Below are 26,227 nucleotides of genomic sequence, written 5' to 3' on the forward strand. Positions count from 1 at the left end.
AGACAAACTCATTTATAGAAAAGGGCCTTACGGCCCTTTTTCAATCATGCGATTTGATGATTTCATTCAGTAAGCTGGTCAAATCGTTGCCCGTGATACTGCCATGGCTAGTATCAATACCATTGAGTTGGTCGACGACATTATCCAGCTTAATCGACTGAGTGGTTTGTCCGTTATCCCTCTGAATGCTGAGTTCAATGCCATTACTATCGACAACATTGGCAGAGACATCAGATAGTAACTCTTCCATGGTTTCATCTTGTCCTAACAGGTCAGAAATATCGATCTTATCTTCTGACACATGGAAGTCCGTAATTACGTCGGTACCACCATCTAGGTCGCCATCATGCCAAACAAATTCATCTTCGCCATCGCCGCCAGATAGAATATCACTACCTAAGCCACCGATGAGCGTATCATCACCCGCTCCTCCCAACAGGATGTCATTACCTGCGCCGCCATCCAAAGTATCATCGCCCCCTTGCCCGAACAGGATGTCATCTCCTGCTCCACCAGTAAGAGTGTCGTCCTGATCACCATCACGGGATACATCAAAGTCACTGTAATTCTGGCGAACATAGCTGTGAACATCTTCTGCGGACACATCAGCTAATGGGCTGCTGGTCTCTGACGCGACGTATTTCTGTAGTGCGGCAATACCTTGGCCATCAATGTTATCGAAATCAATGAGGTCGCCAAATAGAATATCGTCGCCGTGCCCACCTTCGATGTTGTCTTCACCCTGTTCTAAGGTCACTTCCTGACCAAGGATGGTTTCAGCCAGCTTATCTACGTTGATGTTAGGGACAACGGCACCATCAGAATCATATTGCGATAATGTGGCTTGATTAATTCCACTGCCAATACCCACCGCTTCGACAGCTGAGATTAACGCCAACACCTGATACATATGACGAGCCTGCACTGATGCATTGCTACCATCGGTGTATCTCAATCCACCTGAGTAGCTTAAGTTACCAAGCGTAGAGCCTGTCAGTGGGGATTTAACAGCACCTGAACTGGAGACAATTTCTTCACCTTTATAAGAGACTGCAGTTCCCACAGAATAATTGTCAGGCAGAATGTTCTCTAAGGTCACAACATCCTTGGTTGATGTATCATAATCCAACACAAGCTGGTCAAAATCCTCAGAAGTCACATTGAGATGATTGCTGGTGTTAGGATAACCGTCGGTAATAAAGTAAGTAATATTTTCGGCTTGGTCGTTAGTATTGTCGTCAAACCATTCAACAGCTGCGTCGAAGCTGGTTTCGTAGTTTGTAAGACCACTACCATTGTTTTCGATATTACTGATCTGGGACACAAAATCAGCACGAGCGGTTGGGGAGCTTAGGTCCACCGATATCGTTACACCTGAGTTAGTAGCAAACTCAGTCAAAAGGATATTGACTGTCCCGGCATTAGCGCCTGAGTGAGCAGTACTAAGTAACTGATCGAAAACCTCGATGATTTCTGTTTTCGCCGTACCAACTCTTCCACCCATACTACCTGAGGTATCGAGAACAAATGCGATGTTATAGTCCCGACCCGCAATGATCTGAATACCCTGTACATCACCAACAATGAGCTCATGATCCCCGTTGCCAACAATAGTGTCATCACCATGTGAGCCTGATTCAAGCACATAGCTACGGAAAGAAAGTGTCTCTTCCGCTGTACTATGCGCTGTCTCTTGGTTGGCGGTTTCGACGGAAGACCCTTGAACCTGAATCGGGAACTCTAAGCTACCACTGTAATCGTGAGGTACTTTGATATCGAAGGACGCGTCACCATTGCTATCTAGTGTGATTAGATAAGAGCCATTAGATTGTGAGACGATTAAGCCATCGTTCACATACACTTCGACTCCTGATGGAATCCCTGTGACCACAATTTGCGGACCTAAAGACTCACTATTATCAAGATCAGTGAGTTCAACAGAAACACTGACTGGGATTGTTTTATCTTGCGATGTCTCATAGCGGCCGTCATCGGTTTGCTCTGTCGCCACATTCACCACTTCCATTTCACCTATAGTCATTGAGACCTGAGGTGCATCGGCTACTGGCACGACTTGAATGGATAGCGTATCTGAGGCACCCGTATTCGTCGTGTAAGTGATAACGGGAAGCTGACCAGACCAATTTGCGTTTGGCGCAAATTCATAAGCCCCGTCGGCATGCATAACAAACGTGCCTTCCGATAAAGTCACGCTACTGCCTGCAGAGTAAGAGACACTATTGATAGAGAAGTGTTCAACAGAAAGGAGGTTATCTTCGTCGCTGTCTCTACCGTCTATATCCGTCAGCACATTACCCATGGCACTGTGGTCTTCATCGACGACATTAACATCAGATTGCGTCACTGTAGGTTTGTTTTCATGAACGACAACATCTATCGTTGCTTGAGAATATGCCTCGCTGGTTGAGTTCACCTCTGAAGCTGTGGCCACAACTGTAATGGTAAAATCGTCGTGAGAGCCTGCTGGTGGTAAAACGGATAATGAAGATAAATTCCAATTCGTTACAACCACCTCACCCGATGCATCTACAACCACACTATGGGCCCCACCATCACTCAATGTCGCACCTTGTGGTAAACCACTCAATGTGACCTGCAGCGTTTCAGAGCCATCGTTATCGGTAACAGCACTCGTAATCTGAGAAAGTGGGATTTCAGTATCTTGAAGCCCTTCGTTGTAACCATAGACTTCATAGACTTCTACACCATTTACCGACTTAAGCTCTGAAGCCCTGACATCAGATTGATCCAGCTGTGTTTCGTCGGTCACTACAGATAGAGCAGAGTTGGTAAGATCAACCGCAGCTGCGCCATTTATAGACACATCGACATTAAAGTTGCCTGGGCCACTTTGGTTGTGGTGGTAAATCGCAAGTGGGTAATAACCCGACACCTGAGGCGTAAAGGCACTGCCCTGGATTTGCCCACTTGAGTTCCCCCAGTAGGCTTGGTCGGACATAACGCCACCAATGGTGATCGCTAGGCTGTCATCACCACGCCCTACAAAGTCATAACTCGTTCCAGCTTCAAGGTACACCAAACCAGTCACGAGTACTGCATTGTCTTCTGCTGTCGCCCAACGGCCAGTATCTTGCGCATTAGTGGCTGTATTTGAAGAAGCAAGTTGAGGGTCGAGCGAATCAATAGCTGAAATCAACGTGCTGCCATTCACACCTTGCCCATTGTCGTTTCCTACAACCACTCCCGTCCAGGTCGCCACATTAAAGTGCTGTTCTGGAAGCACAGTATCTGGAGTGGTGATATTAAGAACTGGAGTATCTGCCACGGGCATAACATCAAGCGTGAGCGTCATTGCTTCAGACTTGGCATCACCTTTTTCAACCACAAAGTCAATGTGAGCATAATCCTGATTCAGGTTACCTTCTCCGGTGCCAGTATGCTGGTTGTATCCTGACTCATTATTTTCAGGAGTAAAGCGGAGATTGCCCTGAGACACATGACTCACGGAGATCAAATCACCTTGTGAAACTGGTGCCCAGACTCCCGGAGAAGTTTGCACCTCTAAAACACCTGAACTCGGTAATTCAGAAATTGATATCTGTGCATCTAGGTCAGTAATACCGAAGTCAGAGACACCTAAGATGTAGTTTTCATCTTCATCAAGTGTCACTTCCTTGCTCTCAGCATCAAGCACTGGCAGGACCGTTAGATTAATTACCTTACTGACTGACTCAGCTGTCGCAGGTGCATTATCTTGTGCGGTCACAACAAATTCGAGCGCGTAGCTTCCCTCTTCAGGCACATTCACTTCAAGTCCCGTCAGGTCATTGCTCCATGCAGACAAATCTACACTATTCTTTCCATCTGGCGTTGCAAAAACAGTGATCGAGTGACCATTGCCATCTCGAATAACAGACCCTTCTGGTAATCCATTAAGTACCAAAGACAAGGTTTCTGAGCCGTCAGTATCTTCTAAGCCAACAACAATGTCGCTAAGCGGGATGAAGCTGTCTTCGTAACCAATGTTGTCTGCTTTCTCTAACGTTATGTCATCGAGCAGCGCACCATAGCTGTTTGATGACGTTTCTGATTCAAATACCACTTTGTACTCGCCGTCCGATGGTGCTTGGAAATTGATACTTTCAGTCTGCCAATTGAGGCTTTGCTGATCGGTGTACTCAAACAGCACTTTACGATCACCATTTTCATCTTCAAGGAATACCGTCAACGGAGAATCATTTAGTCTGCGCGCGACGACATCAAATGAAAGGGTGTAAAACTGGTCTGCTTGCGCAGTAAACTGAGTGAACAATTGGTCATCGCCATGACGCCCCTCGATCTCATAGATTTGATTCGAACTGTCTGAAACACCACCTCGATAGACAGTTTCTTTGCCCACTTCGCTGTATTCACCCGAGTTACCTGTTCCCCAAATACCTTCTGCACCATCCGATTGTGTAAGCTCACTCGCGCTCACATTACCGCGCCATGAACGGTTACCCATGTCGATAGAATCGAAATCATGGAACGAAATCACTTCTGGCTCAGCAATAGTAATTAAAGGCACGTCAGTGACAGCATCAACCTGAACATTGATACTCTGTTGTTCTATAAGCTCGTTCGAAGAAGTATACCCTTCCACATTAACCGTAAAGTTCTCGTCACTGTTGTTTGGCGGCGTTAGGGTCAACTGCGCTAGCTGTTGTGGAGTCAGCGTTGCTTCTCCATTGCTGATCGCAATCATATTTTCGCCAGACTTAACAATCGAACCGTCTGGTAAATCAGTCAATACAATTTCAGTCACAGAGCTGTTCGCAGGGATAGAGATGTTCAGCGCAATTTGGCTATCTTCATCACCGCTCGCATCCTGTTGTACGGTCAGATCAACCACTTCAACAACGCTTACCGTTGTCGTCGCCGTTTCTGATTGTTGACCCGAAGCATCCGTCACATGGATGTCTATCTCACGACCCGTTTCATCGGGGTTTTCACTGGTATTTTCGAATCGAATCCCTTTGAGGAAGGTTTCAAACTCAGAAGAAGATGCACCACCAACTTTATCGGCTGTAATCAACAAGGTAACACTGTTAGATGTCACAGCCTGGCTGACGGTGAATCCGGGCGTAGAAGGCCAAGTAAGTTGATCGCCTGCATGCTTGTTCGTCAACGTCACTTGCATTGACTGAATGTCGTCTTTGTCGTCAAAAATGTCGACATTTGCATCCGCAATTGAGATTGCATCATCACCTTCAGTGAAAGAAGTAGCAAAATCAACATTGGTGTCTTGTTTCGAAATTTTGATGACTAAGTCGTTGTAGTCATTGTCATCATTGGCGTGATTTTTCTGGTCGTCAAAGCTTAAAACCGTATTGCCATCGCTATTTTCAGATATTCTCAGGTGAGAGTTTTCGTCATGGCTCAAGAACACATTAATATTGGATTGCTCAGTTCCGTTAATAAGCAACTTACCACTTGAACCCACTTCAAACGTTGCGCCTGATGGTGCATTTTCAATTGCATTGGCACCATTTGGAATGAGGAAGTACTCGATGTTGTCCATGCTACCTAAGTTCGCAAGGACAGGATCAAACCCATTTTGACGGGAGTCGTACGAGTCCGACATCAAGATTTGAAGCTGCTGTGTTTCTGACGATTCATCATAAACGTAGTAGCCAAATACATTGTGATAACCCGCACTTTCGCTGACAAATTCAATCTGATATTCGCTGCCATCTAAGTCGATGGTTGGTTTTTCATTATCTTGAATCGTGGCTGTACCGCTGACCTGATTCGATTGATACTCTGTCTTAGCCGCTAACGTGAACGTCTCGTTGTTGTCGGATGCCTGATCGTCGTTCGTTTGTACAGAAACCGTAAAGTGACTTTCACCGGCTGGTAAATCAAACTCAAACACGCCATTTTGTACGGTGACTTGCTCTAATTGCTCAGGGTCGCCATATTTCACCATCACAACACTACCATTAAAGTCTTCTGGTGACGTGGCATTCATTTCATTGAGCTCTAAAACCACTTGGGTATCCGAAGTGCTCTCTGCAGACAACGCGACATCGAAACTGACAACACCGCCTTCTTCAACATTTTGGTCACTGACAGAGGTAACAACCGGACGATCATCATCGGCGATTTCAGGGCCTTCGCCGTCAGGGTCAACGCTTCCATTATCGGCAATAGTCGCCACGCTAGAGTCAGAGCCCTGAGCTCCGACAACGCCGCTAACGGCAAGCTCGAATCGCTCAGCTCCCTCGTAAACAGGCTGAGAGTCGTCATCGGTTGTCTGAACGGTAACACGAGTCTGCGTCACTCCTGCTGGGAATATGACATCACCATTTGGAGCAATCGCCAGCGTTTGCCAGCTGTTGCCATCGTGATACTCCACTACCATGCTTGAAATATCAGACGCGTCTGTCTCTAAATGAGTCAAAGCTAGGTTGATAGTCACCGCTTCAGCCGTGTTTTTGCTCAATGAAACGGTGAACTCTGCAGCTGAGCCTTCACTGACGCTCACATTTTCAGAAACAGACACCAATGGTATATCTACATTCTCAATTGTGCCCGTGGCCTGCTGTTCACCTAAAATCAGTGTGTAATCTTCGGAGCTTTCATAAACACCATCTATTACGGTCGGGATGAGAACGGAGAAAGTGCTAACACCGACAGGAACAACCACTTGCTGTGTCGTGGAGTCATAAGTTACCCCGTTGGTGAATATCACTTGAGACAAGTCCACATCCAAATTGTCTGCACTATCGCTATCTGACTTACCAAAAGTGACACTGTATTGTGTTTCTTGCAGTACACCTTCTTCCAGTGTCACTTTGTAGACAAGGCTATCTCCTTCATCCACTGAATTTTCAAGCATTGAGATAGATTCTACGGCGACTTCTTGAGGCAATGGATTCACTACAATTGAAACCGTCGCCTCGGCAAAGCCCCCTTTATCATCGGTAATAACGTAATCAAACGTAGTATCACCAACGAACGCATCGTCTAGAATCTATATAAACTATGCCATTCTCAATCCTAGCGCTGGCGTTATTGACTTCAGAGACATGGGTAATTCGAATATTGTCGCCATTCGGATCAAAATCGTTACCCAGTAGTTCAGTCAAAGGAATTTCAAGCACTTCTCCTTGATTGGCTGCGTATGCTCCGTCACCAGACGCTTTAAAGCCTGTTAGGAAATAGTCTGAAGAGTCACTGCCACGGGCAGGTATGTTGCTAAAATCTGTCGCTTCAAAAACAACGCTATCAAATGCGACGCCGCCGAGGTCTTGCTCGTCAAAATGATAAGAACCGTGGTTGCTACCATCATTGGCGACGAAAGTGCCACTCGCGACTGGGTTATCACCGAGATAGGCCACCCATTTACCTTGCTCATGGTTGCCACTTCCACCTTCATTTTTGAATAGATTTGATACTTCAAAGCTAAACTCTGTCGCAGGCTTATCTAGGTCAACTCTGAACTGCTCAGATTCACCATCTTCTCGGTTGTATTGAATTTGAGCACCCGGCCCTCCATTCTCGTCACCCGCAACTCCTCGTTTGACACCACTTTGAGTAATAGACTGATCTTGACCTTGATAGCTACCGCTAATACTCACACCATCATGTGTCCAAGAATTAGAGTTAAAGGTACCAAGTGCGACCTCAAACGCAACAGGGTCATCTGTTGCAATCGGCGCTTGGTTTCCTTCGACTAGAGTCACCGTGTGCTCGTCGCTGTAATTTCCATCACTATCTACTGCTCGGTAATCGAAGGTGTCATTTGATGACGTTTCTAGATAACGCAGCTCCCAGTTACCCGGGCCTTCGGTGGTAACTATCAGCTCTTCAATTTGTCGACCTTCTGGAGCATCGATAGTCACAACATGGAACAAATCTGTATTGCCTGAGGTCTCTTTTGAGACTGGCACTTCGATGATTGAGCCATCATCAAGTTTCGCTTGTACTATCGCTGTTGTTTCAAACTCGTGGCCATCTTCAAACCAGCCACCGAGTCCATCTAACCCTATTTCTACAGACGTTGATGGACGCTGGGTAAAATCAAAGGTAATTGTCTCACCTTGCTGAAGACCGCCATCATTTCCTACTGCAAGCCCATATCCAATATGCCCTGCACTTGGCTGACCAAAGTACTGTGTTAATGCCTGACCTGAAGAAGTAATTGTGATTGCATCGCCGTTGTCAAAAGTCAGAACCCTCTGACCAACATTGCCTTGAACAGGTTCACCCCAATTTAAGAAATTAGATTGGCTAGCACCACCATCCATACCATCGGGCGCTTCTTTTACTCCCAGAACGAAGCCTGTCGATTCAGCATCATTTTCATAACGAATCAGGTTTGGATCACTGAATATGGTTCCTTGCTGCAGCACTTCGCCTTCTGAAGTAAAGGTCGTAAGATCATCGGCGTCGATCAACTGATCGCCGTAATACAGTTGACCCGACTCAGGAATCTCTGTAATAACAACGCCAACAGGTGTGTTTGTTGCGTCATCTTCGTTATCAGAAATATGATCTTGTTCAGCATCCTCACTGTTAAACAAGATGGTTGCATTTCCATTTACGTCGAGTGTTGCATCAAAATCTTCTGCTTCAGGTGGATTATCTTCGAAATCTAAAATCGTAGCGCTTGCGGTGGTGTCTGTTGACGCGCTAACTGTTCCGCTTCCCGCACTGACGGACAGGCTAAAGCTCTCATCCCCTTCATAGGTATCATCTTGTTGAGTGACAACTTTGACGTTTACGGCGCTCGAACCTGCAGGAACAGAAATTTCTCCCGACGCAGGCACATCCAACCAAGTACCATTCGCAGTTTGATATTGGTACGAAGCCAAATCTTCTGGTGAAGTATCTCCCGCATTTAATGTGAGAACGAAAGAAACCGTCGATGTCGCAGTGTTTGACAAATGAACCGTGAAGTTAGCGGTATTACCTTCATTAACGTCCCCACCTCCTGAGATGGAAACTTGAGGGCGATCATCGTCATTGCCCTCACCACCATCTTGAATGGTCGCCTCACCGCTCACCGTACCTGTTTGACTAGCGCTTGCGCCGCTTAAGGTGAAGGTTTCATCGCCTTCATACACGGGTGCGTTGTTGTCATCCGTGGTCTCAACCGACACAGTGTAAGCACTGTTGCCCGCTGGAACATCAAAACTGAACTCACCATTGACCGCGTTAACCACCGTGCTAGTACCATCAGTAAAGTTGACGGTGATTTGATTGCTGGTGTAGTCGTCACTTTCCGCTGTGCCATTAGCCAGCGTCATGGTGACAGGGGTGGCCAGTTCACTTGGGTTACTCAGCGTCACATCAAAGACAGCCGTACCGCCTTCATCGACGGTTGGGCTGGAGATACTGGTAATTTCGGGGCGATCATCATCGCCGCTTTGACCACCATCTTGAATGGTCGCCTCACCGCTCACCGTACCTGTTTGACTAGCGCTCGCGCCGCTTAAGGTGAAGGTTTCATCGCCTTCATACACTGGGGCATTGTTGTCATCCGTGGTTTCAACTGACACAGTGTAAGCACTGTTGCCCGCTGGAACATCAAAACTGAATTCACCATTAGCCGCGTTCACCACCGTGCTAGTACCATCAGTAAAGTTGACGGTGATTTGATTGCTGGTGTAGTCGTCACTTTCCGCTGTGCCATTAGCCAGCGTCATGGTGACAGGGGTGGCTAGCTCACTTGGGTTACTGAGCGTCACATCAAAGACGGCCGTACCGCCTTCATCAACAGTGGGGCTGGAGATGCTAGTAATTTCGGGACGGTCATCGTCCACGCCATTGCCACTGTCATCAATAAACGCCGCCGCTTTGGCTTTGCCGTTGTTGTCTGTGGTCACGCCATCGACATCGCGCACCACAAGTTGGAAGCGTTCGCTGCCTTCGTGTACTGGCGCCGCGTTGTCATCCACGGTATCGACTTCAACAAAGATGTCCTGCACACCCGCTGGCACGGAAATCTCGCGACCAGTAAAGTCCAGATAGACTTTATCGTCACCGTCAAGATAGTACGCCCGCATCTCACCGATATCGTCCGCTTCGGCGGTATTGGCCTTGCCGTTGGTTTTGGCACGCAGATCAAGAGTGATTGCATGGTCTACAGGGTTAGAAAGATTGATACTGAAGGTTGCCACCTCACCTTCGGAGACAGTCCCTGCGCCTGTCACAGTCAAATCTGGGCGATCGTTATCGCTGCCTTCACCACCATCTTGAATGGTCGCCTCACCGCTCACCGTACCTGTTTGACTAGCGCTCGCGCCGCTTAAGGTGAAGGTTTCATCGCCTTCATACACTGGGGCATTGTTGTCATCCGTGGTTTCAACTGACACAGTGTAAGCACTGTTGCCCGCTGGAACATCAAAACTGAATTCACCATTAGCCGCGTTCACCACCGTGCTAGTACCATCAGTAAAGTTGACGGTGATTTGATTGCTGGTGTAGTCGTCACTTTCCGCTGTGCCATTGGCCAGCGTCATGGTGACTGGCGTGGCCAGTTCACTTGGGTTGCTCAGCGTCACATCAAAGACGGCCGTACCGCCTTCATCAACAGTGGGGCTGGAGATGCTAGTAATTTCGGGACGGTCATCGTCCACGCCATTGCCACTGTCATCAATAAACGCCGCCGCTTTCGCTTTGCCGTTGTTGTCTGTGGTCACGCCATCGACATCGCGCACCACAAGTTGGAAGCGTTCGCTGCCTTCGTGTACAGGCGCACCGTTGTCGTCCACCGTATCCACTTCAACAAAGATGTCCTGCACACCCGCTGGCACGGAAATCTCGCGACCAGTAAAGTCCAGATAGACTTTATCGTCACCGTCAAGATAGTACGCCCGCATCTCACCGATATCGTCCGCTTCGGCGGTATTGGCCTTACCGTTGGTTTTGGCACGCAGGTCAAGCGTGACGGCATGGTCTACAGGGTTAGAAAGGTTGATACTGAAGGTTGCCACCTCACCTTCGGAGACAGTCCCTGCGCCTGTCACGGTTAAGTCTGGGCGATCGTTATCGCTGCCTTCACCACCATCTTGAATGGTCGCCTCACCGCTCACCGTACCTGTTTGACTAGCGCTCGCGCCGCTTAAGGTGAAGGTTTCATCGCCTTCATACACTGGGGCATTGTTGTCATCCGTGGTTTCAACTGACACAGTGTAAGCACTGTTGCCCGCTGGAACATCAAAACTGAACTCACCATTGACCGCGTTCACCACCGTGCTAGTACCATCAGTAAAGTTGACGGTGATTTGATTGCTGGTGTAGTCGTCACTTTCCGCTGTGCCATTGGCCAGCGTCATGGTGACTGGCGTGGCTAGCTCACTTGGGTTGCTCAGCGTCACATCAAAGACGGCTGTACCGCCTTCATCAACAGTGGGGCTGGAGATGCTAGTAATTTCGGGACGGTCATCGTCCACGCCATTGCCACTGTCATCAATAAACGCCGCCGCTTTGGCTTTGCCGTTGTTGTCTGTGGTCACGCCATCGACATCGCGCACCACAAGTTGGAAGCGTTCGCTGCCTTCGTGTACAGGCGCACCGTTGTCGTCCACCGTATCCACTTCAACAAAGATGTCCTGCACACCCGCTGGCACGGAAATCTCGCGACCAGTAAAGTCCAGATAGACTTTATCCTCACCGTCGAGATAGTACGCGCGCATCTCACCGATATCGTCCGCTTCGGCGGTATTGGCCTTGCCGTTGGTTTTGGCACGCAGGTCAAGCGTGACGGCATGGTCTACAGGGTTAGAAAGGTTGATACTGAAGGTTGCCACCTCACCTTCAGAGACGGTCCCTGCGCCTGTCACGGTTAAGTCTGGGCGATCGTTATCGCTGCCTTCACCACCATCTTGAATGGTCGCCTCACCGCTCACCGTACCTGTTTGACTAGCGCTCGCGCCGCTTAAGGTGAAGGTTTCATCGCCTTCATACACTGGGGCATTGTTGTCATCCGTGGTTTCAACTGACACAGTGTAAGCACTGTTGCCCGCTGGAACATCAAAACTGAACTCACCATTGACCGCGTTCACCACCGTGCTAGTACCATCAGTAAAGTTGACGGTGATTTGATTGCTGGTGTAGTCGTCACTTTCCGCTGTGCCATTGGCCAGCGTCATGGTGACTGGCGTGGCTAGCTCACTTGGGTTGCTCAGCGTCACATCAAAGACGGCTGTACCGCCTTCATCAACAGTGGGGCTGGAGATGCTAGTAATTTCGGGACGGTCATCGTCCACGCCATTGCCACTGTCATCAATAAACGCCGCCGCTTTGGCTTTGCCGTTGTTGTCTGTGGTCACGCCATCGACATCGCGCACCACAAGTTGGAAGCGTTCGCTGCCTTCGTGTACAGGCGCACCGTTGTCGTCCACCGTATCCACTTCAACAAAGATGTCCTGCACACCCGCTGGCACGGAAATCTCGCGACCAGTAAAGTCCAGATAGACTTTATCCTCACCGTCGAGATAGTACGCGCGCATCTCACCGATATCGTCCGCTTCGGCGGTATTGGCCTTGCCGTTGGTTTTGGCACGCAGGTCAAGCGTGACGGCATGGTCTACAGGGTTAGAAAGGTTGATACTGAAGGTTGCCACCTCACCTTCAGAGACGGTCCCTGCACCTGTCACGGTTAAGTCTGGGCGATCGTTATCGCTGCCCTCGCCACCATCTTGAATGGTCGCCTCGCCACTCACAGTACCTGTTTGACTGCTGCTAGCGCCGCTTAAGGTGAAGGTTTCATCGCCTTCATACACGGGTGCGTTGTTGTCATCCGTGGTCTCAACCGACACAGTGTAAGAACTGTTGCCCGCTGGAACATTAAAACTGAACTCACCATTGACCGCGTTAACCACCGTGCTGGTACCATCAGTAAAGTTAACAGTGATTTGATTAGTGGTGTAGTCGTCACTTTCCGCTGTGCCATTGGCTAACGTCATGGTGACTGGCGTGGCTAGCTCACTTGGGTTACTCAGCGTCACATCAAAGACCGCTGTGCCGCCTTCGTCGACCGTTGGGCTGGAGATACTGGTGATCTCTGGGCGGTCATCGTCCACGCCATTGCCACTGTCATCAATAAACGCCGCCGCTTTGGCTTTGCCGTTGTTGTCTGTGGTCACGCCATCGACATCGCGCACCACAAGTTGGAAGCGTTCGCTGCCTTCGTGTACAGGCGCACCGTTGTCGTCCACCGTATCCACTTCAACAAAGATGTCCTGCACACCCGCTGGCACGGAAATCTCGCGACCAGTAAAGTCCAGATAGACTTTATCGTCACCGTCAAGATAGTACGCCCGCATCTCACCGATATCGTCCGCTTCGGCGGTATTGGCCTTACCGTTGGTTTTGGCACGCAGGTCAAGCGTGACGGCATGGTCTACAGGGTTAGAAAGGTTGATACTGAAGGTTGCCACCTCACCTTCGGAGACAGTCCCTGCGCCTGTCACGGTTAAGTCTGGGCGATCGTTATCGCTGCCTTCACCACCATCTTGAATGGTCGCCTCACCGCTCACCGTACCTGTTTGACTAGCGCTCGCGCCGCTTAAGGTGAAGGTTTCATCGCCTTCATACACTGGGGCATTGTTGTCATCCGTGGTTTCAACTGACACAGTGTAAGCACTGTTGCCCGCTGGAACATTAAAACTGAACTCACCATTAACCGCGTTCACCACCGCGCTAGTACCATCAGCAAAGTTGACGGTAATTTGATTGCTGGTGTAGTCGTCACTGTCAGCCGTGCCATTGGCCAGCGTCATGGTGACTGGCGTGGCCAGTTCACTTGGGTTGCTCAGCGTCACATCAAAGACGGCGGTACCGCCTTCATCGACCGTTGGGCTGGAGATACTGGTGATCTCTGGGCGATCATCGTCCGCACCATTACCACTGTCATCAATAAACGCCGCCGCTTTGGCTTTGCCGTTGTTGTCTGTGGTCACGCCATCGACATCGCGCACCACAAGTTGGAAGCGTTCGCTGCCTTCGTGTACAGGCGCACCGTTGTCATCCACCGTATCCACTTCAACAAAGATGTCCTGCACACCCGCTGGCACGGAAATCTCGCGACCAGTAAAGTCCAGATAGACTTTATCGTCACCGTCAAGATAGTACGCCCGCATCTCACCGATATCGTCCGCTTCGGCGGTATTGGCCTTACCGTTGGTTTTGGCACGCAGATCAAGAGTGACGGCATGGTCTACAGGGTTAGAAAGATTGATACTGAAGGTTGCCACCTCACCTTCGGAGACAGTCCCTGCGCCTGTCACGGTTAAGTCTGGGCGATCGAATTCATCGTTGATCGTGCCTACTCCGAATTCATTGAGATTAAAACTCTCACCACCCACTGTGGCACTCGCATTAGCATCCAAAGTAAAGCTTTCGAATCCTTCGAAGATGTCATCATTCGCGGTTTCAACAGAGACTTGTATATTAGTCGCGTTGCCCGGGATAGAATAACTGCCATCTTGGTTCGTAATAGCAGTTTGAGTAACACCCGCTATCTGAAAACTGACATTGATTGTGTTTTCAGCAAAGTCAGCGGCTTCAGCAGTGTCACCATTGAGATTAAGTGAGAAATTGTACGTTACATCACCGTCAACATTGTTTGACAGCGCAATATCAAAGACAGCAGTGTTGCCTTCAAACACAGATGCATTGCTGACAGTGAGTTGCGGAACATCTGATTCATTACTGGTATTGTCCAAAATCGCGGTACTTACACTGCTGCTGCCAGCACCATCTCCAACCAGACCAAACAGAGGCAAAACGTTAAGTTGGTAATCTTCCGAACCTTCAAATGTTGTGTCTTGGTTCGTATTGACAGTAACACCAAGCGAAGTGACACCCGCTGGCACTTCTACCGTTCCATCAGCACCTACTATTAGAGCAATTCGCTGTGACGGACTAGAATTGTCAGAAGAGCTCAACACTTCGACGCCCATCCCTGCCAAATCCTTTCCTTCAGCTGAGCCCAAGGACAAAGTCAATTTTAACGTTGTGGTTTGATTTGACGATTTATCAAATTCTATGATGTAGCCAGCTTGACTACCTTCGTTGACTTGAGCGTCTCCTAAAACAGATATCGCCGGAATTGGGATGACATCGACATTAACGACGACAGTATCCGTCCCACCATTACCGTCATCTACCGTCACCTCAAACGAGTCAGAGCCGTCGTAATTTTCTTCGGGAGTGTACTCCCATATCCCAGATATAGGGTTGATTGACACAGAGCCATTTGCGGGGGGTGAAGAAATCAAAAAAGTGAGGGAGTCATCGGGATTAGGATCACTAGCAGTCACCTGCCCACCTACCGATGTATCTTCATTAGTTGTTACAGATATGTCGTTAGAAAAAGGGCTGCTGTTTGTGTTCTGGTCAGTAAATGTAGGGGCTTGCTGAAAGGACTGGTACTGTTCCAATAGAGTGAGGCTCTGAGTTCTGGAAATACCAAGGTTTTCGAGACCTTGAGTAACAAACTCTGTACGGGCGATAGTTTCATCACCTGTTCTAACGATGGAGTCGATCGTCGTTAGACTCGAAGCTATCTGACCGCCTGCAGCAGTTGCAAACTCATCACCCAACTGGGTTGGGTCTTGGCCTTGTTCCAGCGCCGCGATGATATCATCGATTTCGTTTGTTAGATCTTGGAGTTCAGAGCTGTCATCAATAATGCCAATGTTGACGTCGGCGACATTCTGACTGGGCTCGCCCACGGACATCACCAACTCGCCGGGTGCAACGACTTCGTTGCTATCTAACACGCGAACTTTGCCGTCCTTATCTATTGCAATAGCCCTTCCGGCAGTCAGGTTACCAATTGCCACATATGCACCAAATCCCATGATAAACCCCTAATCCTTTACAGCGTCTCCCTTGTCAAAGTGATAGCCGGTAACGTAACGACACACGTTGACACTATGGACAAATTAACATCGACGATTTTCAAAACAAACCATTTTTGCTTATTGTGTTAACGACATCAGCTAAATTGATTGCTATTTCGGAACCATTTTTTGAATCAACATCATGTCCTGTTAACCTCTAAATGCAGTTTTATGTTGCATTTTGACGCAGGCATTCAAACTCTCTAAGCCGCGTTTTGCTAACGATCAATTCCCCCAGTTTCTAAATAGAGGTTAGTCTTCATAAGCGGACAGTGTTATTTTATTGACGTCGCAGATTGATAATTCTCAAAAATGAGACCTTAACTTTAAGTAATATCTCTCGTTCAGAGGTACCCAAGGAGCCCCATCGTGAATTGGAATAGGATTAAGTTGTTGAGTGTTGTTACGATGCTCTCTTTTCCAGCGCAGAGTCAAACACTAGAACAAGCAGTAGCTTATACAATAACAAACAACCCTGACATTAAAGCTTCGTACAACGAATATATGAGTAAGCTTTATGATGCGAAAGCATCATCAGGTGCGTACCTGCCTTCCATCGACTTAGATGCTGGTATTGGTTATGAAAAGGTCGATTTAGCTTCTGGGACAGAAGATGAACTGACCAGAAAAGAAGCTACGCTGAGTCTAACCCAGTTAATCTGGGATGGTTCAGCAACGCTCAATGATATGGATAGAACAGCAGCCGACGCTGAATCTGTCAGACTTCAGTTGCTCGCAGACTCACAAGATATTGCACTCGAAGTTACCGACATATATCTCAACGCAACCAAAGCCTATGAGGTGCTGGCCCTTTCTGAGAGTAATCTGGCTGTACATAAAGAAATTTATAGCGATATAAAGAAACGCGTCGACTCGGGTATTGGTTCGACTGCGGATCTCTCTCAAGTTGAAGCACGTCTTGCGAAAGCTCACAGTAACCTACTCGCTGCTCAAAACAACCTTTATGACATTCATACCCAATTCACGCGTATTGTTGGTCAATCACCTCAAGCTTTGATTTTTCCAAGAGCCGATGAATATGCGATTCCGTTTTCTATCGATGAAGCTCTGGACTTTGCTTTTAAAAATCACCCGGTGATTAAAGTCGCTCAATCTGACGTCGACTCAGCACGTTTTCAGTATGACCAGACTAAGGGGGTAAACTACCCAACCTTGTCCATCGAAGCTAACCAAATTTGGCGTGATGATGCTGGGGGAATACGCGGTAATAGCAACGAGTCTTCCGCCATGCTTCGGATGCGTTACAACTTGTACAACGGTGGTTCCGATTCTGATCGAACTGAGAGTGCAGCTTACCAACTCAACAAAGCGAAAGATTTTCGTGATCGTACATTCCGCAGCCTTGAAGAGGGACTACGTCTATCATGGAGTGCACTGGATCTCACGTTGCAACAAAAAGAGTTTCTTGCCGATCAGGTTGATTCAGCATCTGAAACCGTTGTCGCCTATGAAAAGCAATACAAACTTGGCAAACGAACTTTGCTTGATCTTTTAAACACAGAGAACGAGCTTTTCGAGGCAAGGAAAGATTACCTAGATGCTAAGTACGCAGAGCAGTATGCAAAGTATCGAGTCATGAATGCTACCGGCGGTTTGCTAGCAGCATTGCGTGTCGACACCCCTGAGAATTGGAATAAGGCGGTTGAGTATTAATATGAAAAAATCACTTTTCACCCTTACCGCTGCTGCTTGTCTATTGTCTGCTGCAACCCATGCTGATGACATCTATGACTACCGAAAAACTCCCGTACCACATCAGGTAGCTGACTTACTCGATGATGACAAAGACGGTGTTATCAACGCACGAGATTTGTGCCCTGATACTCCATTGGGCGCCGATATCGATAACGATGGATGTGGGACATATGTTAAATCAGAAGAAGAAATGAACCTTCATATTTTGTTCGAGAATGACTCCAGTAATATCCAACCTGCATTCCTAACTCAAATTCGCGAGATGGCCGATTTTCTAAAAATTTACCCATCTACGTCGATCGAGCTGCAAGGCTATGCTAGTAAAGTAGGTAGCCACAACCATAACATGGCATTGTCACAACGTCGCGCGGAAGAAGTTGAAAGAGCTCTAGTCAATAATGGAGTCAGCCATACTAGGATAAGAATTGTCGGCTTCGGTGATACTAATCTTTCTGACATAGGAGATGACGAAATCACACATGCGAAAAACCGCAAAGTCGTGGCAACCGTCGTCGGCCATCAAGGCAGTGTAAAGAAAGAGTGGACAATCTTTACTAAAAAAGCGAAGTAACAGGTCTCCTATTGATTTAAATGGGCATTCAATGTGCCCATTTTTATTCAGCTTTCATAGCAACAGTGGTAACCTATGCGCGATTCTACTTATGAGATAAATCCTATGAGCAAATTAACTGCTGATATTCAAGCTAACCTAGAGCTATTCGTATCTGAAACCAAAGCAAATAGCTTGGTTTGGGGCCTTCGCAATGAAGAAGGTTGGCTGTCTTGCGACTCTACGGAATTTGAAAACAGCGAAGTCATGCCATTCTGGTCTTCTAAGGAAGACGCTCAAGCACATAACGTGGAAGAGTGGTCAGATTTTGAGGTTTTGGAAATTCCACTAGATATCTTCGTTGAAGACTGGCTACTAACCCTAGCGGAAGATGGCGTTCTAGTTGGAACAAACTGGAATGCACAGCTAGAAGGCAAAGAGCTTGAGCCATCTGAGCTTGCGAAAATGTATCTGGATTAATCACTCCTGATTAGAACAACGCCCTCATTTGAGGGCGTTTTTGTACTAGCTATCTTAGAAAGGTTCTACACTTCACTACTTTGCTTACTGACTAACGAGGCCATAACAGCGTCTCGGTTGTCGATATAATCATTTAAACCCGCTTTTCTTAAATCACACGCGGGGCAATCTCCACAGCCATCACCTATGATGCCGTTGTAACACGTCAGTGTTTTTCTCTCACCAACTGCAGTGCATCGTATTGGTCAGCCAGAGCCCAAGTTTCCGCCTTATTTAGCCACATCAGCGGCGTAACAATATCTAGATTACGATCCATACCTTGAACCAACGCACTGTTCATCGCTTTAACGAAGTCATTGCGGCAATCAGGGTAACCTGAGAAGTCCGTCTCACACACGCCAGTAATCACAGTCTGAGCACCAATTTGATAGGCGTAAATGCCCGCTAAGGTCAGAAAAAGAATATTTCGGCCAGGGACGAAAGAGTTAGGTAAGCCATTTTCCTGCAGCTCATGTGAGACCGGAATGTCATCACGAGTCAATGAACTAATAGCAAGCTCGTTCAGCAAGCCCACATCCATCACTTTATGCGCTTTAACACCGAGCTCTTTTGCAAGGGCTTGAGCCACTTCAATTTCTAGCTTATGGCGCTGACCATAATCGAAAGTGATCGTGTGGACTTCATCAAAATTCTTAAGTGCCTGCACGAGACATGTAGTGGAATCTTGACCACCACTAAATACTACAACTGCTTTTTTCATTTCGTTTCCCTTACGCAATACTTAGATACTTGTGTGTTTGGATAGAGAGTCTCCAGTTACGCGCAATACAAGTATCAATACATAGCTGAGTGGCGCGTGGTTTCTGGCTGATCGGCTGTAGGGCAATGGTCGTACTTTCAGGCACGCCCGCTCGCTCAATCAAAGCATCGAGTTGTTCAATGTCTTTATCGGTCGCCACTGGGTGTTTAATCTCATTGGCTCGGAGTAAAGCACAGTCCAGAACTGGCAGTTTACCTTTCATTGCCACTTTTGGTGACACTGTCACCCAAGTATTTTCACTCGCAAGAACTGGTGATGTACCACTGGTTTCAATTTGACAAGAACATCCAATCGCTTCAAATGCTTCTGTGAGCGGACGTAAATCGTAAATGCATGGTTCACCGCCAGTAATCACAATATGCTTAGCCTGATAGCCTTGTTGACGATACTGCTCGATAATGTCATCTCCAGACACACTACACCATGTTGGTGAGTCTTCCGTTTTCGCGAGCACTTCCGCTAACGGGCGTTCGTCTTGAGGTGTCGCATCCCAGGTTTGTTTAGTATCACACCAAGCACATCCTACCGGACATATCTGTAGGCGAACAAACACTGAAGGAACGCCGGTAAATACGCCTTCACCCTGAATGGTTTCGAACATTTCGTTTATTTTGTACAACTTTGTCTCAGCCTAACTCATCTTCAATATTTTGCAGGAACGAGACCATAAATGACTGCACTTCGAAGGTCAACTAAATCAGAAATTGATCATTGCGATTCACTCATTTAATCTGCTTCTTTCTTTAGTGATAACTTTAAAAAGTTTTAGGTAAGTATATGTACAAGCTAATTGCTTTGGATTTGGATGGCACCTTGCTAACTAGCGACAAATCCATTTCAGAAAGAACAAAAACCGCCATAGAAAAAGCGCGCGCTCAGGGAATAAAAGTCGTTCTTGCTTCAGGCCGTCCACTCGCAGGCATGCAAGAGAAACTGACAGAACTCGGCATTGAAGGAAACGATGAGTTTGTTGTTTTTTACAATGGAAGTACTGTTAAAGAAATTGGCTCTGGAAAAGTCATTCATCAAGCCTTCATCGATGGTCGGCGTGCGAAGCAAGTGGCGAAGCTTGCTAAAGAGCTAGGATTGTACTGTCATGCATTCAGTACTAAGCACGGCTTAATTACACCTGAAAATAACGAGTTTACTACCTTGGAATCTGACATTAACCAAGTACCGATTACGCAAATGGCGTTCGAATTATTAGAGGATGACCACCCTATCATCAAAGCCATGATCGTCGGTGAACCATCAAAACTGACGCAAGCTGCGAAAGCCATTCCAGATTTACTCCATCAGGAATTCACCATTGTGCAAAGTGCCCCGTTCTTCCTAGAGTTTCTCAACCTTGAGAGTAATAAAGGCGTCGGTGTTAAAGCGATTGCAGACTACCTCGGTATTCATGCTGGCCAAGTTATTTGCATGGGAGACGCGGAGAATGATCATCACATGATTCGCTATGCGGGGCTCGGAGTCGCAATGGAAAATGCGATGGAACAAACTAAAGCCATCGCTGATCATATTACCACCAGCAATGATGATGACGGTGTCGCATTAGTCATCGAAAAATACATACTCAATCAGTGATATTGAAACGTTAATGCTAAAAGCTGCCATTAGGCAGCTTTTGCGAATTTCCTAACGCTGACCACAAACAGAGCCATGAGTACTGGATAACGAACTACATCCAAACCAAATGACAAAACACTGCTTCTAGAAACCAATATTTCACTATATTCGAACAACCAAAATACCGCGACCATGGATAGGGTGATTGGAACAAGAAGCTCTGATGTAATTTTCTTTTCACGTTCGTCGGTTGTGTAAATCACTCCTAATGCCGTAATCATAATACCTAACCAAACACCAAATACGGGAATCGGCCATACGAAGACCATGACTAGCCCAGCAGCAATCAACCCCAACCACGTTGCTTTGGATTGTATCAAAGGCATCACCTCTACATCAGGTTTATTATCTAACCGAATCAGATGCCATGCACACAAACCGCCAATCAGCAACCCACTCACCATGTCGACAATAAAGTGCGTACCCGTGTAAAAACTGGAAATAGCCAGCCAAGTAATCAAGCTCACACCCACACCTACTAGATAATCTGGCCTGTTTTCCCTCATTTTATTGATTAGCAGGGTAATAACACACATCCAAACAGCAAATGGTAAGCTCGGCAAACTATAACCTGAGAATTGTGGCAAAGCACTGCTCGCAAGATAAACTTGTGGCGGTGGAAGCTGAAACCCTTGTTTCGCTAGTAAAACAACCAGTGAAGTAATGGTTACAGCGAAAAACACTTTATAGCTAAAATCTCGCCCAAATCGCCAATAAAGATAAGGAAAGAGAACCAGCAACATGAGCGGATGATTGAGTTGAAGGCTTAACTTAAATAGCTCTTCAACAATAGCTTCAGCACGGATTGGTAACTTATCTAATAACAAACGGAACTCATTTAACCAAGCCAATTCCATTTGATGTAATGTCGGTGCAGATTCGACCAAGTTATCGACATATCGAACAGATTGAGGGGTTGCTTGTTCAAAGTATCCTGCAATCCGTTTAAGTTGTTCTGGGAATCGATATTCGTGCGCATTGATCATCTCAGGCGGGATTAACATTGCTGACGCAATTTCAACGCCATAATGCGGTGCAAACCATATTGGTAACTGGTGTGCGTCAAATGAGTCATCAATATGGAAAGCAAGGATCTCCGAATCCGAAATACAATCGTAATAGATAGTGTTGTTTCTCTGGCCTAACACTTTATTGATTGAAACAACCAGCCCAGTTTCTTCCCAAGTTTCTCTTTGCGCGGCCAAATCTGGCTTTTCACCTTGTTTGACATTGCCTGCTGGTAGCCATGACTTACCCGTCAAGATTTCATTAACGAGCACTAATTTGTCGTCCGCACGAATGACACAAGCTGCTCCTTCGATTTCAGGTTGTTTTTGTTCTGCGAATAGTAGAGACGAAAAAAATGAGAGTGAAAAAAACAAAAACACTCGTTCCAACTGCTTAAAAATGGCCATTTATTACTTCTTGATTTAATCCACTGACTTACGGAGCCAATGGATATGATGTTCGAAACCGAATTCTTTATAAAAATCTAAGGCAATGCTGTTAAAATGCCACACTTCAACAAATATCTGCTTAACGCCGCAGTCGTCAAAGCGTTGCTCGATCAACTCACATAATTGTTTTGCGATACCTGACTTACGACACTCAGGCAATACATAAAGTTCATCGATACTTCCCATTTGCACAGGTCTACTCACACTAGAAGTCAGCTCACAAAAATGACCTGATATGAACCCGACAATCCGTTGTTTATAATGAGCGACGAGTACGATACATTCAGGGTCATCTAAATATCGACCAATACTTTTTTTCCTGCTCAATTTCCTCAGCAGGTTTAAAGTGCTCTGAACATTGGTTATGGTGCTCATCGTGTAGTCTGAACATCAGATCATTGAGCTGTTCCAAATCATGTGGTTGGGCTGCTCTAATTTTCACTTCTTGCATACTTTATTTTCGCGCCACAAATAAAGCGACAGTGTGAGTCGAACATAAAAATTTATCAACTAAAAAGCCCCTTTCAAAAGGGGCGATTTAATAATTATGGAACGCCATCTCAACTATGAGTCGAGCGCTTTCTGAATTTCTTCTAAGCTTGAGGGGTCATCAATGGTGGAAGGAATGGTATAGTTTTCGCCGTCGGCGATTTGTCGAATCGTCTTACGTAGGATTTTACCGGAACGAGTTTTTGGTAAACGTTCAACAACCAGTGCGTGTTTAAAGCAAGCGACGGCACCGATTTCATCTCGTACCTTACCCACAAGTTCACCTTCAAGCTGCAAGTCATCGACTTTGACACCGTCCTTTAGCACCACAAACCCTAATGGTAGCTGCCCTTTTAAGTCATCATGCACACCAACAACCGCACATTCCGCGATAGCAGGGTGACCGCCAACAATTTCTTCCATTTCGCCGGTCGATAGTCGATGACCTGCGACATTGATCACATCATCGATACGCCCCATGATAAATAGGTAACCTTCATCATCAAGATAACCACCATCACCAGACACATAATACCCAGAAAACTGACTTAAATACCCCGATTCGAAGCGGTCATGGTTACGCCAGACTGTAGGTAAACAACCTGGTGGCAGCGGTCGTTTCAGAGCAACAAAGCCTTGCTTGTTCGGTGCAACCGACTCTCCCAACTCATCAAGAATCTCTACCTGATAACCGGGAATGGGTTTCGTCGCCGAACCGGCTTTCACTGGCAATAGCTCAAGACCTGTCGGATTGCCTGCAATAGGCCAACCAGTCTCCGTTTGCCACCAATGATCAATCACAGGTTTTTGTGTTTTAGTTTCGACCCACTCTAGCGTTGGCGGATCCAAGCGCTCGCCCGCCATAAAGAGCGCTTTTAAACTAGAAAGGTCGAATTGCTTGATAAGCTTCCCATCGGGGTCTTCTTTCTTTATTGCGCGAAAAGCCGTTGGCGCAGAGAAAAGCACATCAACTTTATACTCTTCACACACTCGCCAGAATGCGCCCGGATCCGGAGTCCGTACTGGCTTGCCTTCAAATAGTACTGTTGTACAGCCATGAATCAGCGGCGCATAGACAATGTAAGAGTGGCCTACGACCCAGCCCACATCAGAAGCTGCCCAGTAAACACCATTTTGTGGAACATTATAAATCGCACTCATTGAGTACTTCATCGCGACAGCGTGGCCTCCGTTGTCACGCACGACTCCTTTCGGTTTTCCGGTTGTTCCTGAGGTGTAAAGAATGTAGAGAGGGTCAGTAGCCAGAACTGGTACGCACGCATGAGGTAAAGCGTTGTTGCAAGCCTTTATCCAATCTACGTCTCGCGCCTGATTTAAATCTGCTTTACATTGTGAGCGTTGTAAAACCAAAACCTTTTCTGGTTTCCAACGGCTATCCATTACGGCTTTATCAACCATAGGTTTATAGGGAATCACTTTATTAATCTCGATACCACAAGACGCTGTCATAATAACTTTTGGCTCAGCGTCTTCTATTCGTACTGCAAGCTCATTGGGAGCAAAGCCTCCGAATACAACAGAGTGAATAGCCCCTAATCGTGCACATGCCAACATCGCCATTGCAGCTTCTGGAATCATTGGCATGTAAATAACAACCCGATCACCTTTTTCAACCCCTTGTTCTGCTAGCATCCCAGCGATCTTAGCGACCTGGTCCCTAAGCTCTTGGTATGTGTACTTTTGCTTGTTACCGGTGACAGGAGAGTCATAGATCAGAGCTGTTGTCTCCCCTCTTCCTTGTTCACAATGGTAATCGAGTGCAAGCCAACATGTGTTTAGCACACCATCAGGGAACCAACGCTCAATACTGTTCTCATCCATTTGCAAAATGGTCTTAGGTTGCTCAAACCAGTCCAATTGCTCAGCTTGCGCTTTCCAAAACTGCTGTGGGTTTTCCTGTGCCCAAAGGTATTCTTTCTGATATGCAGACATAATGCTTCCTCCAGTATGTCCTGACATTACTTACATCGGGTTTGTTACCGACGAGTTTTATTCTTCAAAGACATTGGAGGGAACACGCACAAAGCCCTCCATCAAAATACGAGCGCTTCGGCTCATTGCGGCTTTTTCTACCACCCAGCCTTGGTTTGAATGAGCAGCCCGCGCGCCTACTTTTAGCGTTCCTGACGGATGCCCGAAGGTCACTGAATGCTTCTCCCCGCCTCCAGCAGCCAAGTTGACCAGTGTCCCTGACACACATGAAGCTGAAGCAATAGCGACTGCAGCTGTACCCATCATTGCATGATGTAACTGGCCCATAGACAAAGCTCTCACCAGCAGATCTACGTCATTTTCATCAATCTGTTTTCCGCTTGAGGCTTGATAACTCTTCGCTTTGCTAATAAAAGCCACCTTAGGGGTGTGTTGGCGAGATTCAGCTTCTTCGACCTTATCGATAAGCCCCATTTTTAGTGCGCCGTAAGCTCGTATTTTTTCAAATCGTGCTAATGCCACCTCATCACTATTGATATCTTGTTGAAGTTCAGTACCAGAGTAACCAAGGGCATCCGCATCAATAAAAATCGTTGGAATACCCGCATTAATTAGGGTTGCGTTAAACATTCCAACCTCAGGCACCTCGAGATCATCGACTAAATTGCCCGTTGGGAACATACTTCCGTCGCCCGCAGCAGGTTGCATGAAGTCGACTTGAATTTCAGCCGCAGGAAAAGTCACTCCGTCTAGCTCAAAGTCTCCAGTTTCCTGAACAAGTCCATTGCGGATAGGCACGTGGATGACAATCGTTTTTCCGATATTGGCCTGCCACACTCTCACAGCAACCACACCGTTTTCCGGTATACGCTCTGCAGGAATTAACCCAGCATGAATTGCAAACGGGCCAACCGCAGCCGATAGGTTTCCACAATTTCCACTCCAGTCAACAAAAGGCTTATCAATGGAGACTTGCCCAAATAGGTAATCCACATCGTGATCAGGCTGACTACTCAGCGAAACAATGACGGTTTTGCTTGTACTCGAAGTTGCCCCTCCCATACCATCGATTTGTTTGGAATAGGGATCTGGGCTACCAATGACTCTTAGCAACAACGCATCTCGAGCCTTTCCCGGTTTTTGTGCCTCTTCGGGTAAATCAGAAAGATTAAAGAACACACCCTTACTCGTACCGCCTCGCATATAGGTCGCGGCGACTTTTATCTGACTCGGTCTAATGTCATTCATAATC

The 26,227-nt window shown here is 47.0% G+C and carries 10 protein-coding genes and 2 pseudogenes; 4 read left to right on the forward strand and 8 right to left on the reverse strand.

All coding sequences use genetic code 11. From position 1 onward, the window contains the following. Nucleotides 1-40 precede the first annotated feature (40 nt). Together KW548_10820 and KW548_10825 are read right to left on the reverse strand one after the other, a co-directional pair. Nucleotides 41-6,904: a VWA domain-containing protein gene (locus KW548_10820; protein ID QXX05695.1), complete on the reverse strand. Its 6,864-nt coding sequence runs from the start codon at nt 6,902-6,904 to the stop codon at nt 41-43. Nucleotides 6,905-6,971: 67 nt separating this feature from the next. Next, the gene (locus tag KW548_10825) at nt 6,972-15,839 is read right to left on the reverse strand and encodes a cadherin-like domain-containing protein (protein ID QXX05696.1); all 8,868 of its coding nucleotides are present in this window, start codon (nt 15,837-15,839) and stop codon (nt 6,972-6,974) included. A gap of 411 nt (nt 15,840-16,250) precedes the next feature. Between KW548_10825 and KW548_10830 the strand changes: the two genes are divergently transcribed. The 3 genes from KW548_10830 to KW548_10840 all read left to right on the forward strand — a co-directional run bounded on the left by KW548_10830 (nt 16,251) and on the right by KW548_10840 (nt 18,627). Further along, nucleotides 16,251-17,555: a TolC family outer membrane protein gene (locus KW548_10830; protein ID QXX05697.1), complete on the forward strand. Its 1,305-nt coding sequence runs from the start codon at nt 16,251-16,253 to the stop codon at nt 17,553-17,555. Between the two features lies 1 nt (nt 17,556). Further along, nucleotides 17,557-18,168, forward strand: a complete 612-nt coding sequence (locus KW548_10835; GenBank protein ID QXX05698.1) for an OmpA family protein — start codon at nt 17,557-17,559, stop codon at nt 18,166-18,168. Between the two features lie 105 nt (nt 18,169-18,273). Further along, complete coding sequence (locus KW548_10840) at nt 18,274-18,627, forward strand: DUF2750 domain-containing protein (GenBank protein ID QXX05699.1); 354 nt, start codon at nt 18,274-18,276, stop codon at nt 18,625-18,627. Between the two features lie 65 nt (nt 18,628-18,692). On the opposite strand, the pseudogene queC reads toward KW548_10840, so the two are convergent. After that, nucleotides 18,693-19,387: pseudogene (gene queC, locus KW548_10845) on the reverse strand (7-cyano-7-deazaguanine synthase QueC). A gap of 10 nt (nt 19,388-19,397) precedes the next feature. Then, the gene (gene queE / locus KW548_10850; protein ID QXX08040.1) at nt 19,398-20,048 is read right to left on the reverse strand and encodes a 7-carboxy-7-deazaguanine synthase QueE; all 651 of its coding nucleotides are present in this window, start codon (nt 20,046-20,048) and stop codon (nt 19,398-19,400) included. Between the two features lie 176 nt (nt 20,049-20,224). Here queE and KW548_10855 point away from each other — a divergent pair, with 176 nt between their 5' ends. Next, entirely contained in the window at nt 20,225-21,034 is an 810-nt protein-coding gene (locus tag KW548_10855; GenBank protein QXX05700.1) for a Cof-type HAD-IIB family hydrolase, read from the forward strand. A 29-nt stretch (nt 21,035-21,063) separates the two neighbouring features. On the opposite strand, the gene KW548_10860 is transcribed toward KW548_10855, so the two are convergent. The 4 genes and pseudogenes from KW548_10860 to prpF form a co-directional block, all read right to left on the reverse strand. Beyond that, on the reverse strand, nt 21,064-22,491 hold the full coding sequence (locus KW548_10860; protein QXX05701.1) for an NUDIX domain-containing protein: 1,428 nt from the start codon (nt 22,489-22,491) through the stop codon (nt 21,064-21,066). A gap of 15 nt (nt 22,492-22,506) precedes the next feature. Next, a pseudogene (locus tag KW548_10865) lies at nt 22,507-22,984 on the reverse strand (GNAT family N-acetyltransferase). 113 nt (nt 22,985-23,097) lie between these two features. Then, nucleotides 23,098-24,975, reverse strand: coding sequence for a propionyl-CoA synthetase (locus KW548_10870; protein QXX05702.1), 1,878 nt, complete (start codon nt 24,973-24,975; stop codon nt 23,098-23,100). Between the two features lie 57 nt (nt 24,976-25,032). Beyond that, on the reverse strand, nt 25,033-26,223 hold the full coding sequence (prpF, locus tag KW548_10875) for a 2-methylaconitate cis-trans isomerase PrpF (protein ID QXX05703.1): 1,191 nt from the start codon (nt 26,221-26,223) through the stop codon (nt 25,033-25,035). Nucleotides 26,224-26,227: the final 4 nt, after the last annotated feature.

The organism is Vibrio neptunius, assembly GCA_019339365.1.
In the GTDB taxonomy this organism is placed as follows: Bacteria; Pseudomonadota; Gammaproteobacteria; order Enterobacterales; family Vibrionaceae; genus Vibrio; species Vibrio neptunius.

Excerpts from the sequence above, each read along its gene's own strand:
- KW548_10870 (QXX05702.1), bottom strand. The coding sequence starts at position 24,975 with ATGTCTGCATATCAGAAAGAATACCTTTGGGCACAGGAAAACCCACAG.
- KW548_10860 (QXX05701.1), bottom strand. The coding sequence starts at position 22,491 with ATGGCCATTTTTAAGCAGTTGGAACGAGTGTTTTTGTTTTTTTCACTC.
- KW548_10835 (QXX05698.1), top strand. The coding sequence starts at position 17,557 with ATGAAAAAATCACTTTTCACCCTTACCGCTGCTGCTTGTCTATTGTCT.
- queE (QXX08040.1), bottom strand. The coding sequence starts at position 20,048 with ATGTTCGAAACCATTCAGGGTGAAGGCGTATTTACCGGCGTTCCTTCA.
- KW548_10840 (QXX05699.1), top strand. The coding sequence starts at position 18,274 with ATGAGCAAATTAACTGCTGATATTCAAGCTAACCTAGAGCTATTCGTA.
- prpF (QXX05703.1), bottom strand. The coding sequence starts at position 26,223 with ATGAATGACATTAGACCGAGTCAGATAAAAGTCGCCGCGACCTATATG.
- KW548_10855 (QXX05700.1), top strand. The coding sequence starts at position 20,225 with ATGTACAAGCTAATTGCTTTGGATTTGGATGGCACCTTGCTAACTAGC.
- KW548_10825 (QXX05696.1), bottom strand. The coding sequence starts at position 15,839 with ATGGGATTTGGTGCATATGTGGCAATTGGTAACCTGACTGCCGGAAGG.